The organism is Nocardioides massiliensis, assembly GCF_030811215.1.
Taxonomy (GTDB): Bacteria; Actinomycetota; Actinomycetes; order Propionibacteriales; family Nocardioidaceae; genus Nocardioides_A; species Nocardioides_A massiliensis.
This window is the reverse complement of sequence record NZ_JAUSQM010000001.1, coordinates 3,653,122-3,668,315: the sequence shown is the minus strand read 5'-3', so window position 1 is coordinate 3,668,315 and position 15,194 is coordinate 3,653,122. Positions and strand designations below refer to the sequence as shown.

Below are 15,194 nucleotides of genomic sequence, written 5' to 3'. Positions count from 1 at the left end.
GTTCGACCTCGAGGCCGAGTGCGCGTAGTTGTTTGAGGGCTCGTCGTTTGATCTGGTCGGGGTGGCTGAGCTCGCCTGAGCATCCGGCAAGATTGGGGCATGAGCCAGCAGCCGTTCTCCCGTCCCGGTGCGATCGACCTCTCCGCGCTCAAGCGCCCCGCCCCGCCCGCGGGTGGCGCGGCGCCCGCAGGGGGAGGGGGTGGCGGCTCGGCGTACGCCGTGCAGGTGGACGAGCAGAACTTCCAGGAGGTCCTGGAGAGCTCGATGACCGCGCCGGTCGTCCTGGTCTTCTACTCCGCCTCGCGGATGCCCGAGAGCGCGCAGCTCGCCGACGACCTCGAGACGGTCGGCAACGAGCTCGACGGCCGGATCCTGGTCGCGAAGGTCGACATCGACGCCGCGCCGCAGATCGCGCAGGCCATGCAGATCCCGTCGATCCCGCTCGTGGCGCTGGTGCTGCAGGGGCGCCCGCAGCCACTGTTCCAGGACATCGTGCCGCTCGAGGAGCTGCGCACCGCCATGGGCCAGCTCATCCAGCAGATCACCGCCCAGGGCGTGTCCGGGCGACACCAGCCCCGCGGCGCCGCACCGGCCGAGGAGGGCGAGGAGCCCGAGACCGACCCGCGTTTCGCCGCCGCCGAGGACGCGCTCATGGCCGGTGACGCCGACGCCGCCGTGGCGGAGTACCAGCGCCTCGTCGACGCCAACCCGGCAGACGCCGAGGCCGCCGCCCGGCTCGCGATGGCGAAGGTCCTGCAGCGCACCCAGGGCGTCGATCTCAACGCCGCCCGCGAGCAGGCCGCGCAGAACCCCACCGACCTCGCCGCCCAGACCCTCGTCGCCGACCTCGACCTCCTCGGGGGCCACGTCGACGACGCCTTCAACCGGCTCATCGACCTGGTCCGCCGCACGGCCGGCGACGACCGTGACAAGGCCCGCCAGCACCTGCTCGACCTGCTCGCCGCCGTCGGCAACGACGACCCCCGCGTCCTGCGCGCCCGCCAGAACCTCGCTTCCGCCCTGTTTTGACCGAGCAGCGGACCGCGAGGAACGAGCGGTCCGCGTCGCGAGGGCAGGTCGAGTGGCCGCGCCAGCGAGGGACGAGCTGGCGACCGGCTGTATCGAGACCCCGGCCGCGAGGTGCGAGCGGTCCGCGTCGCGAGGGCAGGTCGAGTGGCCGCGCCAGCGAGGGACGAGCTGGCGACCGGCTGTATCGAGACCCCGACCGCGAGGAACGAGCGGTCCGCGTCGCGAGGGCAGGTCGAGTGGCCGCGCCAGCGAGGGACGAGCTGGCGACCGGCTGTATCGAGACTGTGAGTCTTCTCCGTAGCCGCCCTCGGGTGGTGAGGTAGGGCTGGCAACTAGCGGTGTGACCCGTATCGAGACCGGCTTCGTGCCTTTCTCTGGACTTGTCCGCTGCTGGTTGCCGGCCCCGGTCCTCAACGGAGTGATGGCCTGATCAGGAGCTTGACCGTGCGGTGTTCACCCACCGCACGTGTCCCATCACAGTCCTGCTGAATCTCCGCCGAGGACCGGAACCGTCCACGTCCCCGGTTCAAGGAGAACGCAGTGACAAGTGTGCTGAAACTGTCCGAGGTTGTCGATGTCGTCATCGGTGTCGACACCCACGTCCAGACCCATGCCGCCGCAGCCGTCGATGCCCGCACCGGCGGCGTGTTGGCCCAGATCACGATCGAGGCCACCGGCGAGGGCTATGCCGAGCTCGTCGAGTTCGCCGACCAGGTCGCAGAGGAACACGGCGCGCTGCGTGCGTGGGCGATCGAGGGCACCGCCAGCCACGGCCGTGGACTCGCGGTCCACCTCTCCGGCGCTGAGGAGTTCGTCATCGAGCTCGACCGGCCCGAGCGTGCTGCGCGTCGCGGCGGGGTGAAGTCAGACCCGACCGATGCGATCCGGGCCGCCCGCGAAGCCCTGGCACGGGCCCGGCTCGCCACCCCACGTGGTGGCGGCCCCGACCCTGACCATGCTGCGACCCGCCAGGCGTTGGCGACCCGGCTGGCGATCCGCCGCTCCGCGGTTCAAGCCGCTAGTGATGCGCGCCGGCAACTGTTCTCCGCGGTGCTGACCGCACCCGAACCCGTGCGTGCTCGGCTGCGGGGGTTGAAAGCCAAAGCCCTGATCGCGAAGGCTGCGTCGTTGCGCACCACCGCTGCGTGGGCCAACGTCGATGTCGAGACCGCCACGACCGTGGCGTGCTTGAAGACCTGGGCCCAACGCATCCAGGCCCTCACCGCCGAAGCCGAGGCGCACGAACGCCAGATCCGTGCCCTGGTGCGCTCCTGGCGCCCTGACCTGCTCGCCCAACCCGGTGTCGGACCAATCGTGGCCGCGACCGTGCTCTGCGCGTGGGGCTACGCCGGCCGGATCCATTCCGAAGCAGCTTTCGCCAAACTCGCGGGCACCAGCCCGATCGAGGCCACCAGCGGCCAGATCCATACCCGCCACCGGCTCAACCCCTACGGCGACCGACGCCTGAACTGCGCCCTGCACACCATCGCCATCACCCGCCAACGCCACGACCCCGCCACCCGCGCCTACACCGAACGCCGCACCCGCGAAGGCAAGAACCCCCGCGAGATCCGACGCTGCCTCAAGCGCTACATCGCCAGAGACCTCTACCGGCTCCTCGAGAACCCCCGCAAAGGCCTTGACGCAACATAGGAGCGTCCCCGGCCGCGAGGTGCGAGCGGTCCGCGTCGCGAGGGCAGGTCGAGTGGCCGCGCCAGCGAGGGACGAGCTGGCGACCGGCTGTATCGAGACCCCGACCGCGAGGTGCGCTTCGATGGTCGGCGTCTGTAAGGAAGGTTCCCGTGAGTGTCGTGGGGCCTCGGGTCAGCTGGCTGGTCGTAGTTCGACCTCGAGGCCGAGTGCGCGTAGTTGTTTGAGGGCTCGTCGTTTGATCTGGTCGGGGTGGCTGAGCTGGTAGTGATCAGCGCCGAGATCGCGATAGGCGACGTCGTCGGTGAGCATGTGCCAGACCGAGGTCAGGATGGAACGCTCGATCGCGACGATGGCCCGTAGGCGTCCGCGGCGGGCAGCGATGCGGCGATAGCGGGCGGCCAGGTAGGTGTTCTTGCTTTTGGACGCAGCGAGCGCTGCGCTTCCGAGCGCGCCTTTGAGGTAGGAGTCCCCGGGGCGAGTCGTGCCCTGTTTCTTGCGGCCTGCGGACTCGTTCTGGCCCGGCGCGACCCCCGCCCAGGCCGCTAGGTGTGCTGGGGAGGGGAAGTTGCTCATGTCGCCGCCGGTCTCGGCGATGATCACATCGGCCACGATCACCGAGACCCCGGGAATGGTGATCAGCAGGTCGCGGAGATGCCGAAAGGGTTCGATCATCACCTCGATCCGCTCATCGAGGGTGGCGATGGCTTGGTCGTGTTGTTCGATGCGGTCCAGGTGCAGACCGATCATGAACGCGTCGTGATCGCTGAACCGGCCGGTGAGGGCGTCGATGAGCTGGTCTCGCTTGGCGCGCATCGTGCCCAAAGCCAGGTCCGCCAGGACCTCGGGATCACGCTCACCAGCCACGAGGGCTTTGAGCATCCGACGGGCCGAGACACCGTTGAGGTTCGAGGCCACGACCGAGAGCTTGATCCCGGGTGATTCCAGCCGCTTCTCCAACCGGGTGGTCTCACGGACCCGCTCACGGGCGATGATCGTGCGAGTCCGGGTGAGGTCACGAAGTTGTCGAACCTGCGGCGGGGGCACGAACGAAGCACGCACCAGACCGTGCGCGGCCAGGTCGGCCAACCACACAGCATCGGAGACGTCACTCTTGCGACCCGGGATGTTCTTGACGTGGCCGGCGTTGGCCAAGATCAACTCGAACCCGGCGTCCTCGAGCAGGTAGTAGTAGGGCTTCCAGTAGTCGCTGGTGGACTCCATCAGCACGCAACTGACCTGCTCGGCGATCAGGTACTGGCGCAGATCCAAGATCTCGCGAGTCATCGATCCCCAGTCGCTGACCTCGGTGCTCGTGGCGCGAGCACCCGAACCCTGGACACGCACGCACACTTTCGCGCTCTTCTTGCCGATATCGATCCCGGCGCAACGCGAGTGAATGACTTCCATGACATCCCCTAGGACCCGGCGCCGACAACGCCACCAACGCCAGCAATGCCAGTGGCGCTGTCGAGCAGTGATGTGGACAGGCGTGTGCCGCGGGGAGGGCCAGAGGTCAGACGAAGTCTGTAAGACGTGCTCGATGGCGACAATCCGCGGTTCCCGCGGAGACCCTCCGCGCCAAGCTCGATAACAGGCTCCGCCCCGCCCTGCAGGGTCGAGGCAGTGGCGCTAGAGACAAACGGCTGCGGACCGCGACACACCCCCCAGTGTGATCCTCAGCAGTACTCAGCGGAAGACCCCCGCCGACCGGCCCCAACCCCCGCGGAACCTTCCCCCCACGCATCGGTGAGCGAAGCCACCAAAGAGCTGTAAGGAAGGTTCCCGTGAGTGTCGTGGGGCCTCGGGTCAGCTGGCTGGTCGTAGTTCGACCTCGAGGCCGAGTGCGCGTAGTTGTTTGAGGGCTCGTCGTTTGATCTGGTCGGGGTGGCTGAGCTGGTAGTGATCAGCGCCGAGATCGCGATAGGCGACGTCGTCGGTGAGCATGTGCCAGACCGAGGTCAGGATGGAACGCTCGATCGCGACGATGGCCCGTAGGCGTCCGCGGCGGGCAGCGATGCGGCGATAGCGGGCGGCCAGGTAGGTGTTCTTGCTTTTGGACGCAGCGAGCGCTGCGCTTCCGAGCGTGAAGCGCCCCAGGTTTGATGCCGCATCCTTTTGAGTTCGAGAGGATGGCAGCATGCCGAAGAAGATCGATCCCGCGGTCAAGGAGCGGTGCGTGCGGCAGGTGCTGGAGCACTTGCCGGAGTACCCGTCGCTGACCGCGGCCGCCGAGTCCGTTGCCCGACGCGAGGGGCTGGGCAAGGAGACCGTCCGCCGGTGGGTCGTCCAGGCTCAGATCGACGGCGGGCAGCGCCAGGGCGCGACCAGCGAGGAGCTGGCTGAGATCAAGGAGCTGAAGGCCAAGGTCCGCCGGCTCGAGGAGGACAACGAGATCCTCCGACGGGCCTCAATTTTCTTCGCGGGGGAACTCGACCCCCGCAACCGCTGATCGTCGCGTTCATCGACGAGATGCGCACCGAAGGCCACGCGGTCGAGTCGATCTGTCGGGTCCTGCGTGAGCAGGGCTGCCAGATCGCCGCGCGGACCTACCGCGACTGGGCACGCACCAACCGACCCGTTGCCGCCCGCACGGTCACCGACGCCAGCGTCACCAACCTGGTCCGTGACCTGGCCTGGACGGTCGACCACGAGGGCGTACGGCGGATGACCCCGGAGGGTTTGTACGGGCGTCGCAAGATGACCGCGCTCGTCCAGCGCACCAGCCCCGACGCGTCGCCCGGCGCGGTGGACCGGGCGATGAGATCCCTGTCCCTGCAAGGGATCCGACGCTCCAAGGGCATCCGGACCACCATCCCTGCCAAGGACGGCAAACGGGCCGGCGACCTCCTTGATCGGGACTTCACCGCCCCCGCACCGAACCGGACCTGGGTCATGGACTTCACCTACGTCCGCACCTGGGCGGGGTTCGTCTATGTCGCGTTCATCCTCGACGTGTTCGCTCAGAAGATCGTTGCTTGGAACGTCGCACCGACCAAGGCCGTCGAGCTGGTCGACGTCCCGCTGCGGATGGCACTGTGGCAACGCGACCGCGAAGGCCACCCTGTGGTGCCCGGTGAGCTCATTGGTCACGCCGACGCCGGGTCGCAAGGCGGAATCAACCAGTCGTCGCAACACCTTGAGTTTGGAGGTGTTCGAGGATGGCGACCGCGGACTGGAGCAGGAAGACCAGCGATGCGCCCGAGGAGCTTCGCCGGCAGTGGCGTGCTGACCGGGCGCTGCGCCCGGCGATGCGCTCGCCCGGTCGGCCGGACCCGTCCCGTGTGGTGCAACGGCAGTTCTGGCGGCTGATCGCCACCGGCATCACCTCGGCAGAGGCGGCCCTGGCGGTCGGCGTGTCAGTGCCGGTCGGGGCCCGCTGGTTTCGCCACGCTGGCGGCATGCCGCCGATCGCACTGACCGAGCCCACCGGCCGCTACCTGAGCTTCGAGGAACGCGAGGAGATCGCCATCCTGCGCGCCCAGGACAAGGGCGTTCGCGAGATCGCCCGCGCGATCGGCCGTGACCCCGGGACGATCTCGCGGGAGCTGCGCCGCAATGCCGCGACTCGTAGCGGGAAGCAGGAGTACCGGGCCACCGTGGCCCAGTGGAAGGCACAGCAGGCCGCGAAGCGCCCCAAGACCGCGAAGCTCGTCGAGAACCCGCGGCTGCGGGAGTACGTCCGAGACCGGCTCGCAGGCAACGTCCGCCGGCCCGACGGCACGATCGTTCCGGGCCCGACGCCGCCGGCGTGGAAGGGGCTGAACAAGCCGCACCGGGCCGACAGGCGTTGGTCGTTGGCGTGGAGCCCGGAGCAGATCGCGCAGCGGTTGAAGGTCGACTTCCCCGATGATGAGTCCATGCGCATCAGCCACGAGGCGATCTACCAGTCGCTGTTCATCGAGGGCCGTGGTGCGCTCAAGCGCGAGCTGGTCACGTGTCTGCGCACCGGTCGCGCGCTACGACAGCCGCGGGCCAGGTCGCGCAACAAGGCGCAGGGGCACGTGACCGCTGACGTGGTCCTCAGCGAGCGTCCAGCCGAAGCCGCGGACCGTGCCGTCCCTGGTCACTGGGAAGGCGACCTGATCATCGGAACCGGTCGGTCGGCGATCGGGACGATCGTGGAGCGCAGCAGTCGCTCAACGCTCTTGGTGCACCTGCCGCGGGTGGAGGGGTGGGGTGAGAGGCCGTACGTGAAGAACGGACCGGCGCTCGGTGGCTACGGCGCCGTCGCGATGAACGCCGCGCTGACGGCGTCAATGACCAAGCTGCCCGAGCAACTGCGCAAGACCCTGACCTGGGATCGCGGCAAAGAGCTTTCGGGTCACGCGCAGTTCGCGTTGGAGACCGGCACCAAGGTGTTCTTCGCCGACCCCCACTCGCCGTGGCAGCGGCCGACCAACGAGAACACCAACGGCCTGCTGCGCCAGTACTTCCCCAAGGGCACGGACCTGTCCCGCTGGTCCGCTGAGGACCTCGAGGCCGTCGCTCACGCGCTCAACAATCGGCCCCGCAAGATCCTCGGGTGGAAGACACCTGCTGAGGTGTTCGAGGAACAACTACGCTCCCTGCAACAACCCGGTGTTGCATCGACCGGTTGAACCCAAGCAATACACATCGATCGCGTTCACTGAGCACCTCGCCGAGGAAGGGATCCGGCCCTCGATCGGGTCTGTTGCCGATGCCTACGACAACGCCCTGATGGAGTGCGTGATCGGGCTGTACAAGACCGAGTGCGTCCGCACAACGGTCTTCCACGCCGGCCCCTACCGGAGCATCGGAGACGTCGAGTACGCCACCGCTGGATGGGTCGATTGGTACAACAACCGACGCCTGCATGGCTCTCTTGGGATGATGACCCCAGTGGAGTTCGAGCAAGCCCACTACGCGGCCCTCAACCGAGAGCCGCAACCCGTATAGGAGCGGCGGAGAACCTGGGGCGCTTCAAGCGCGCCTTTGAGGTAGGAGTCCCCGGGGCGAGTCGTGCCCTGTTTCTTGCGGCCTGCGGACTCGTTCTGGCCCGGCGCGACCCCCGCCCAGGCCGCTAGGTGTGCTGGGGAGGGGAAGTTGCTCATGTCGCCGCCGGTCTCGGCGATGATCACATCGGCCACGATCACCGAGACCCCGGGAATGGTGATCAGCAGGTCGCGGAGATGCCGAAAGGGTTCGATCATCACCTCGATCCGCTCATCGAGGGTGGCGATGGCTTGGTCGTGTTGTTCGATGCGGTCCAGGTGCAGACCGATCATGAACGCGTCGTGATCGCTGAACCGGCCGGTGAGGGCGTCGATGAGCTGGTCTCGCTTGGCGCGCATCGTGCCCAAAGCCAGGTCCGCCAGGACCTCGGGATCACGCTCACCAGCCACGAGGGCTTTGAGCATCCGACGGGCCGAGACACCGTTGAGGTTCGAGGCCACGACCGAGAGCTTGATCCCGGGTGATTCCAGCCGCTTCTCCAACCGGGTGGTCTCACGGACCCGCTCACGGGCGATGATCGTGCGAGTCCGGGTGAGGTCACGAAGTTGTCGAACCTGCGGCGGGGGCACGAACGAAGCACGCACCAGACCGTGCGCGGCCAGGTCGGCCAACCACACAGCATCGGAGACGTCACTCTTGCGACCCGGGATGTTCTTGACGTGGCCGGCGTTGGCCAAGATCAACTCGAACCCGGCGTCCTCGAGCAGGTAGTAGTAGGGCTTCCAGTAGTCGCTGGTGGACTCCATCAGCACGCAACTGACCTGCTCGGCGATCAGGTACTGGCGCAGATCCAAGATCTCGCGAGTCATCGATCCCCAGTCGCTGACCTCGGTGCTCGTGGCGCGAGCACCCGAACCCTGGACACGCACGCACACTTTCGCGCTCTTCTTGCCGATATCGATCCCGGCGCAACGCGAGTGAATGACTTCCATGACATCCCCTAGGACCCGGCGCCGACAACGCCACCAACGCCAGCAATGCCAGTGGCGCTGTCGAGCAGTGATGTGGACAGGCGTGTGCCGCGGGGAGGGCCAGAGGTCAGACGAAGTCTGTAAGACGTGCTCGATGGCGACAATCCGCGGTTCCCGCGGAGACCCTCCGCGCCAAGCTCGATAACAGGCTCCGCCCCGCCCTGCAGGGTCGAGGCAGTGGCGCTAGAGACAAACGGCTGCGGACCGCGACACACCCCCCAGTGTGATCCTCAGCAGTACTCAGCGGAAGACCCCCGCCGACCGGCCCCAACCCCCGCGGAACCTTCCCCCCACGCATCGGTGAGCGAAGCCACCAAAGAGCTCGATACACCCCTCACTCCGTTCGGGGCACTCGACGACCGGTGCGTCAGCGCCCGGATTCGGTGTAGCCCGGCCCCTCGCCCCGCAGGCTGGCCAACGCCGCCTCGACCCGGCGAGCGGTGAAGTCCGTGGCGCGCTCGCGCACCTCGTCGGGAGCGCAGAACCGGACCGACTTGATCTCGCGCTCCTGACGGACGACCTGCTCGAGGACATCGGTGTCGTGGACGCCGCCGTCGAAGACCAGGCAGACAGCGTCGTCCCAGCCGCCCCAGGCCGGCAGCCAGTCGGTGAGCAGCAGCCGGTCGACGGCGAGGTCGAGCGCGAGCTCCTCGCTGACCTCGCGGGCGACTGCGAGCCGAGGGGACTCACCGACCTCCACGACCCCGCCGGGCAGGTCCCAGTCGGTCTTGTAGGTCAGCTGACACATCAGCACGCGCTCGTCGGGGTCGCGGATGAGCAGCTGGGCGATCGCCCGCTTGCGCGGCAGGAACGAGTTCAGCAGGCCGCGGAAGCCGCCGGACTCCGAGAGGGGGACGTCGGTCTCCAGGCGGGCGAGGACGACGCGGTCGGCGCGATCGGTCGGACCGGCCGTGCCCTCGTGGATGCCGCGCATGATGCCCTCGCGGTGGAGTCCCGCCCAGGTGGCGATGCGCAGCGAGACCTCGTCGTCGGGGTCCACCAGAGCCTCGACGCGCGCCTGCTTGAGGTCGCCGAGCGCCCGCTCGACCTCGCGGCGTACGGCGCCGGCGGCCTCGTTGAACGGGGCGCGGGTCAGGTCGGCCGACCAGCTCACCCGGGCGACGCCGTTGCCGATCGGGTCGAGCCAGACGCGATGATCACTCACGTCCTCGAGCCTACGGTGCAGGGTCTGCCGGGGTCAGCCAGAGCGTGGCCAGCGGCGGCAGGACGAGGTCGGCGTACGCCGGCTGGCCCGCGTGTTCACCGGGGTGCGCGACAACCTCGCCGAGGTTGCCGACGCCTGAGCCTGCGTAGATCTCGGCGTCGGTGTTGAGTACCTCGGTCCAGCGACCCGCGCTCGGCAGTCCCAGGCGGTAGCCGTGGTGCGGGATCGCGGAGAAGTTGGTGACGCAGACGAGGGGAGCGCCGTTGTCGCCCCAGCGCACGAAGGCGAACACGTTGCGCGAGGCGTCGTTGGCGTCCAGCCAGCTGAAGCCCTCCGGCTCGTGGTCGCGGCTCCACAGCGCCGGGGTCGCGGCGTAGCGGGTGTTGAGGTCGCGGACCAGGTCGCGCATGCCGCGGTGCTCGGGGTGGTCGAGCAGCCACCAGTCGAGCTCGCCGGCCTCCGCCCACTCCGACTCCTGGCCAATCTCGCCGCCCATGAACAGCAGCTGCTTGCCCGGGTGGCCCCACATGAAGCCGAGGTAGGCGCGCAGGTTGGCCAGCTGCTGCCACCGGTCGCCGGGCATCTTGCGCAGCAGGGAGCCCTTGCCATGCACGACCTCGTCGTGGCTCAGCGGCAGGACGTAGTTCTCCGACCACGCATAGACCAGCGAGAAGGTCATCTGTCCGTGGACGTGGCTGCGGTGGACCGGGTCGGCACGCAGGTAGCCCAGGCTGTCGTGCATCCAGCCCATGTTCCACTTCAGCCCGAAGCCGAGGCCGTCGGCGCTCGTCGGCTTCGTGACGCCGGGCCACGAGGTCGACTCCTCGGCGATCGTGACGGCACCGGGCACGCGCTTGTAGACGGTGGCGTTCATCTCCTGCAGGAAGTGCACCGCCTCGAGGTTCTCCCGCCCGCCGTGGACGTTGGGCGTCCACTCGCCGGGCTCGCGCGAGTAGTCGAGGTAGAGCATCGAGGCGACCGCGTCGACGCGCAGGCCGTCGACGTGGAAGACCTCCAGCCAGTACAGCGCGTTGGCGACGAGGAAGTTGCGCACCTCGCGGCGGCCGAAGTTGAAGATGAGCGTGCCCCACTCGGGGTGCTCGCCGCGGGTGGGGTTGGGATCCTCGTAGAGCGGTGTGCCGTCGAAGCGCGCGAGGGCGAACTCGTCCTTGGGGAAGTGCGCGGGCACCCAGTCGACGATGACACCGATGCCGGCTTGGTGGAGCCGGTCGATCAGCAGTCGCAGCCCGTCGGGGTCGCCGAAGCGCGCGGTCGGCGCGAAGTACGACGTCACCTGGTAGCCCCACGACCCACCGAACGGGTGCTCCATGACGGGCATGAACTCCACGTGGGTGAAGCCCATCTCGGTGACGTACGCCGTCAGCTCGTCGGCCAGCTGCTCGTAGGTGCGGTCGCGGCGCCAGGACCCGAGGTGCACCTCGTAGACCGACATCGGGCGGTCGTGGTGCGAGGCCGACGCACGCTGCGTCATCCACGCGTCGTCGCCCCAGGTGTACTCGGACTCGAAGACGACCGAGGCGGTCTCCGGCGGCACCTGGGTGGCGTAGGCCATCGGGTCGGCCTTGTCGCGCCAGACTCCGTCGGCGCCGAGGATGGCGTACTTGTAGCGCGCGCCCTTCCCGACGTCGGGGACGAAGAGCTCCCACACGCCGGAGGTGCCGAGCTGGCGCATCGGGTGCTCGCGGCCGTCCCAGCCGTTGAAGTCCGCCTTGACGCGTACGCCGCGCGCCGCCGGCGCCCACACGGCGAAGGAGGTGCCGACCACGGGACCGGCCGGTCCGTCGTAGCGCCGCACGTGCGCACCGAGCACGGTCCACAGCTGCTCGTGGCGGCCCTCGTTGACCAGGTGCAGGTCGACCTCGCCGAGTGTGGGCAGGAAGCGGTAGGGGTCGTCGACGGTGTGCGCACCGGAGCCGTAGTCGACCTCCAGCCGGTAGTCGGGGACGGTCTCGGCCTCGATCGTCGCGACCCACACGCCGGCGTGCTCATGGGCCATCGGGACGCTCGTGCCGTCGTGCACCACGGCGACGGAGTGGGCGGACGGCCGCAGGGCACGGATCGTCACGCCGCCGTCGTGCGGGTGGGCGCCGAGGACGCCATGGGGACCGCGGTGCTCACCGGCCGCGAGCGCCTCGAGCTCCTCGTGGGGGACCTGCACGGGCTCAGGCATCGTCGTCCTTCCGCTCGGCGAGCGCGGCGATCCGCTCCAGGGCCGCCATCGGGATGCCGACCCAGGTGGGCCGGTTGCGGGCTTCGTAGATCGCCTCGTAGACCGCCTTGTCGGCCTCGTAGGCGGCGAGCAGCAGCTGCGCCTCCGGGGGGAGGGGGACGGAGAAGCCGGCCGCCGCGGCGTACGCACCGAGGAAGGTGCCCCGGTTGCGCTCGGCCCACTCCTGGGCGCGGTACTCGAGCTGCTGGCGTCCCTCCTCGGTGCCGGGCGCCATGTCGGCGACGACGGCGTGGGCGGCGTAGTCGAACGACCGCAGCATGCCGGCGACGTCGCGCCAGGGGGAGTCGGGCAGGACCCGCTCGGCCAGTGCCTTGGCGGGCTCGCCCTCGAAGTCGACGACCTTCCAGCCGAAGACGGTGCGCAGGGTCTGACCGAGGTGCAGGTCGCCGTGGACCCGGTGGGCGGTCAATGGCTGGTCGAGCTCGCGGACGCGACCCAGCACGGAGTGGATCGCCGGGGCGACCTTGGTGAGGTAGGGCACGGCGGCGGCCGCCGCGTCGAGGCGCTCGGCCATCGCGTCGGCCAGGCGGCCGAGCTCGTCGGCATCCCACGTCTCGGTCTCGAAGTGCGCCGCCAACGTGGCGTGGACCTCCGCCAGCGCCTCGCCGAGCCGGGCCGACTCCGCGGCGAAGTCGCCACCGACCTCATCGGCGTGCAGGTCGGCCTCGGCGAACAGGTCGCGCACGCTCGCGCAGGCCAGGTCCCAGCCGTCGGTCGCGGTGCGCAGGAACTGCTGGAGCATCGCCAGGTGGACGGGCTCGCCGGTGCGCGTCGAGGTGGCCTCGATCCAGCCGTAGAGGTGGGCGATGTGCGGGCACTGGGCCTCGGTCAGCACCCTGTGGATGTCGATGTCGGGGTTCCGGCCGGGGGAGAGCTTGCGGAAGATCTTGAGCAGGCTGTCCTCGCCGAAGGCGATCGAGGTGTTGGACTGCTCGCCGGTGAACGGGCTGGAGTGCACGTCGGTGTCGAGGTCGTGACCGGGGAGCCGGTGGAATCCGATGCGGTCGACGGTCTGCTCGTCGGCGAACCCCTGCAGCAGCTGGGCGCAAGCCTGCCGGTCGTGGGCGGCGTCGTAGGCGTGGACCCAGCCCAGGTCCGGGTCCTCCCACCATCCGACGAACGCGTGGTCGAGCGCGGGGTCGGAGTCGGCGACCAGGCTCAGTGGGAGCTGGTACTGCTCCCACTCGGCGCTCGCGCCCTCGCGGCCGTCGCCGTACGTCACGGTGACCACGTCGATCGCGACCGATCGCTCACCCTCGAGGACGGCCAGGCGGGTCACGTCGGTGACCTCGAACGGACGACCCTTGCCGCCGAACCAGCGGGCGCCGGCGAGGTAGCCGCCGATCTGGTCCTCACGGGTGTGTCGTTGCGGGGTCTGTGTCATCAGTCGATCCCTCCAGCGGGGATGCCGTACGTCGGGTCGGGGGCGTCGTCGGTCGGGATGCGGAACCAGTAGAAGCCGTAGGCGCCGAGCGTCAGGAGGTAGGGCAGCTCACCGATCGCGGGGAAGCGCACGCCGCCGAGCAGCTCGATCGGGACGCGCCCCTCGAACCGGCGCAGGTCCAGCTCGACCGGCTGCGGGAACCGCGAGAGGTTGTTGACGCACAACACGATGTCCTCGGTCCCATCGGGTGCGACGTGGTGACGGATGTAGGACAGGACGCTGGGGTTCGAGCCGCCCAGGTCGGTGAAGTCGCCGAGGCCGAAGGCCGGGTGGTCGCGCCGGGCGTGGATCATCCGCCGGGTCCAGTGCAGCAGCGAGGACGGGTTGTCCAGCTCGGTCTCGACGTTGACGCGCTGGTAGCCGAACACCGGGTCCTGGTTGACCGGCAGGTGCAGCTTGCCGGGCGTCGCCTTCGAGAATCCGGCGTTGCGGTCGGGCGTCCACTGCATCGGCGTACGCACGCCGTCGCGGTCGCCGAGCCAGATGTTGTCGCCCATGCCGATCTCGTCGCCGTAGTAGAGCACCGGCGAGCCCGGCAGCGACAGCAGCAGCGCGGTGAAGAGCTCCATCTGGTTGATGTCGTTGTCGAGCAGCGGGGCCAGGCGCCGGCGGATGCCGATGTTGGCCTTCATGCGCGGGTCCTTGGCGTACTCGCCCCACATGTAGTCGCGGTCCTCGTCGGTGACCATCTCGAGGGTCAGCTCGTCGTGGTTGCGCAGGAAGATGCCCCACTGGCAGCCCGAGGGGATGGCCGGGGTCTGCGCCATGATCTCGGAGATCGGGAAGCGCGACTCGCGGCGTACGCCCATGAAGATGCGCGGCATCACCGGGAAGTGGAAGGCCATGTGGCACTCGTCGCCGCCGACCTCGAAGTCACCGAAGTACTCCACGACGTCGGCCGGCCATTGGTTGGCCTCGCACAGGAGCACCCGGCCCGGGTAGTGCTCGTCGACGTAGCGACGGACCTTCTTGAGGAACTCGTGGGTCTCGGGGAGGTTCTCGCCGTTGGTGCCGGGACGCTCGTAGAGGTAGGGCACCGCGTCGAGGCGGAACCCGTCGATGCCCATGTCGAGCCAGAACGACAGCGCCTCGAGCATCGCGTCGTGGACCTTGGGGTTGTCGAAGTTCAGGTCCGGCTGGTGATGGAAGAACCGGTGCCAGAAGTACTGCTGGCGCACCGGGTCCCAGGTCCAGTTCGACGGCTCGGTGTCGACGAAGATGATCCGTGCCTCGGAGTAGAGCTCGTCGGTGTCGGACCAGACGTAGAAGTCGCCGTACTCGCCCTCGGGGTCGGTGCGCGAGGCCTGGAACCACGGGTGCTGGTCGCTGGTGTGGTTCATGACGAAGTCGATGATCACGCGGATGCCGCGGCTGTGAGCGGCGTCGAGGAAGGCCTGGAAGTCGTCGATCGTGCCGACCTCCGGCAGGACGCCCGTGTAGTCGGCGACGTCGTAGCCGCCGTCACGCAGGGGGGAGGTGAAGAACGGCGGCACCCACAGGCAGTCGACGCCGAGCCACTGCAGGTAGTCGAGCTTCTCCGTCAGCCCGACGAAGTCACCGACGCCGTCGCCGTCGGAGTCGTAGAAGGTGCGGACGAGGACCTCGTAGAAGACGGCGGTCTTGAACCACTCGGGCTCCTCGCCCAGCACCTGACTCCCACCGCCCTGGCCGACCGGGCCTTCCTTGCCGATCGAGCCTTCCTTGCCG

The 15,194-nt window shown here is 68.8% G+C and carries 9 protein-coding genes, 3 pseudogenes and 1 other annotated feature; of the genes and pseudogenes, 5 read left to right on the top strand and 7 right to left on the bottom strand.

Features of this window, described 5'->3' with window-relative positions; genetic code table 11:
• Window positions 1-99: 99 nt before the first annotated feature.
• Together J2S59_RS18050 and J2S59_RS18045 are read left to right on the top strand one after the other, a co-directional pair.
• Window positions 100-1,029 (top strand): co-chaperone YbbN, encoded by a 930-nt coding sequence (locus J2S59_RS18050; RefSeq protein WP_068120848.1) that lies wholly within the window; start codon window positions 100-102, stop codon window positions 1,027-1,029.
• Window positions 1,030-1,569: 540 nt separating this feature from the next.
• Window positions 1,570-2,682 carry a transposase gene (locus J2S59_RS18045; RefSeq protein WP_068122266.1) on the top strand — a complete coding sequence of 371 codons (1,113 nt, stop codon included), beginning with the start codon at window positions 1,570-1,572 and terminating at the stop codon, window positions 2,680-2,682.
• 171 nt (window positions 2,683-2,853) lie between these two features.
• Here J2S59_RS18045 and J2S59_RS18040 read toward each other — a convergent pair whose 3' ends face one another.
• Window positions 2,854-4,089, bottom strand: coding sequence for an IS110 family RNA-guided transposase (locus J2S59_RS18040; RefSeq protein ID WP_306824840.1), 1,236 nt, complete (start codon window positions 4,087-4,089; stop codon window positions 2,854-2,856).
• Between the two features lie 399 nt (window positions 4,090-4,488).
• Window positions 4,489-4,848, bottom strand: a complete 360-nt coding sequence (locus J2S59_RS18035; RefSeq protein WP_306825363.1) for a hypothetical protein — start codon at window positions 4,846-4,848, stop codon at window positions 4,489-4,491.
• On the opposite strand from J2S59_RS18035, the pseudogene J2S59_RS18030 reads away from it, so the two are divergent.
• From J2S59_RS18030 to J2S59_RS18020, 3 genes and pseudogenes are all read left to right on the top strand, one after another.
• Window positions 4,820-5,796 (top strand): annotated as a pseudogene (locus tag J2S59_RS18030) (IS3 family transposase); the annotation flags it as partial. The gene J2S59_RS18035 and the pseudogene J2S59_RS18030 sit on opposite strands and share 29 nt — an antisense overlap.
• Window positions 5,089-5,223: a sequence feature (AL1L pseudoknot), on the top strand. Its footprint overlaps the pseudogene before it by 135 nt.
• Window positions 5,797-5,930: 134 nt before the next feature.
• Window positions 5,931-7,280, top strand: a complete 1,350-nt coding sequence (locus J2S59_RS18025; protein WP_438361595.1) for an IS30 family transposase — start codon at window positions 5,931-5,933, stop codon at window positions 7,278-7,280.
• Between the two features lies 1 nt (window position 7,281).
• Window positions 7,282-7,599: pseudogene (locus J2S59_RS18020) on the top strand (transposase); the annotation flags it as partial.
• On the opposite strand, the pseudogene J2S59_RS18015 reads toward J2S59_RS18020, so the two are convergent.
• The 5 genes and pseudogenes from J2S59_RS18015 to treS form a co-directional block, all read right to left on the bottom strand.
• Window positions 7,578-8,588, bottom strand: a pseudogene (locus J2S59_RS18015) (IS110 family RNA-guided transposase); the annotation flags it as partial. The pseudogenes J2S59_RS18020 and J2S59_RS18015 sit on opposite strands and share 22 nt — an antisense overlap.
• A gap of 406 nt (window positions 8,589-8,994) precedes the next feature.
• A complete protein-coding gene (locus J2S59_RS18010; protein WP_068123550.1) occupies window positions 8,995-9,792 on the bottom strand; it encodes an NUDIX domain-containing protein in 798 nt (265 codons plus the stop codon).
• A gap of 10 nt (window positions 9,793-9,802) precedes the next feature.
• Window positions 9,803-11,983: a 1,4-alpha-glucan branching protein GlgB gene (gene glgB / locus J2S59_RS18005; RefSeq protein ID WP_068123552.1), complete on the bottom strand. Its 2,181-nt coding sequence runs from the start codon at window positions 11,981-11,983 to the stop codon at window positions 9,803-9,805.
• Entirely contained in the window at window positions 11,976-13,427 is a 1,452-nt protein-coding gene (locus J2S59_RS18000; protein WP_068123556.1) for a maltokinase N-terminal cap-like domain-containing protein, read from the bottom strand. The genes glgB and J2S59_RS18000 overlap by 8 nt, the downstream gene beginning before the upstream one ends.
• A complete protein-coding gene (gene treS, locus J2S59_RS17995) occupies window positions 13,427-15,178 on the bottom strand; it encodes a maltose alpha-D-glucosyltransferase (protein ID WP_068123565.1) in 1,752 nt (583 codons plus the stop codon). The genes J2S59_RS18000 and treS overlap by 1 nt, the downstream gene beginning before the upstream one ends.
• Between the last annotated feature and the right edge of the window lie 16 nt (window positions 15,179-15,194).

Coding starts and splice junctions, on each gene's coding strand:
- J2S59_RS18000 (WP_068123556.1), bottom strand. CDS start 13,427: ATGACACAGACCCCGCAACGACACACCCGTGAGGACCAGATCGGCGGC.
- J2S59_RS18025 (WP_438361595.1), top strand. CDS start 5,931: ATGCGCTCGCCCGGTCGGCCGGACCCGTCCCGTGTGGTGCAACGGCAG.
- J2S59_RS18050 (WP_068120848.1), top strand. CDS start 100: ATGAGCCAGCAGCCGTTCTCCCGTCCCGGTGCGATCGACCTCTCCGCG.
- J2S59_RS18040 (WP_306824840.1), bottom strand. CDS start 4,089: ATGGAAGTCATTCACTCGCGTTGCGCCGGGATCGATATCGGCAAGAAG.
- glgB (WP_068123552.1), bottom strand. CDS start 11,983: ATGCCTGAGCCCGTGCAGGTCCCCCACGAGGAGCTCGAGGCGCTCGCG.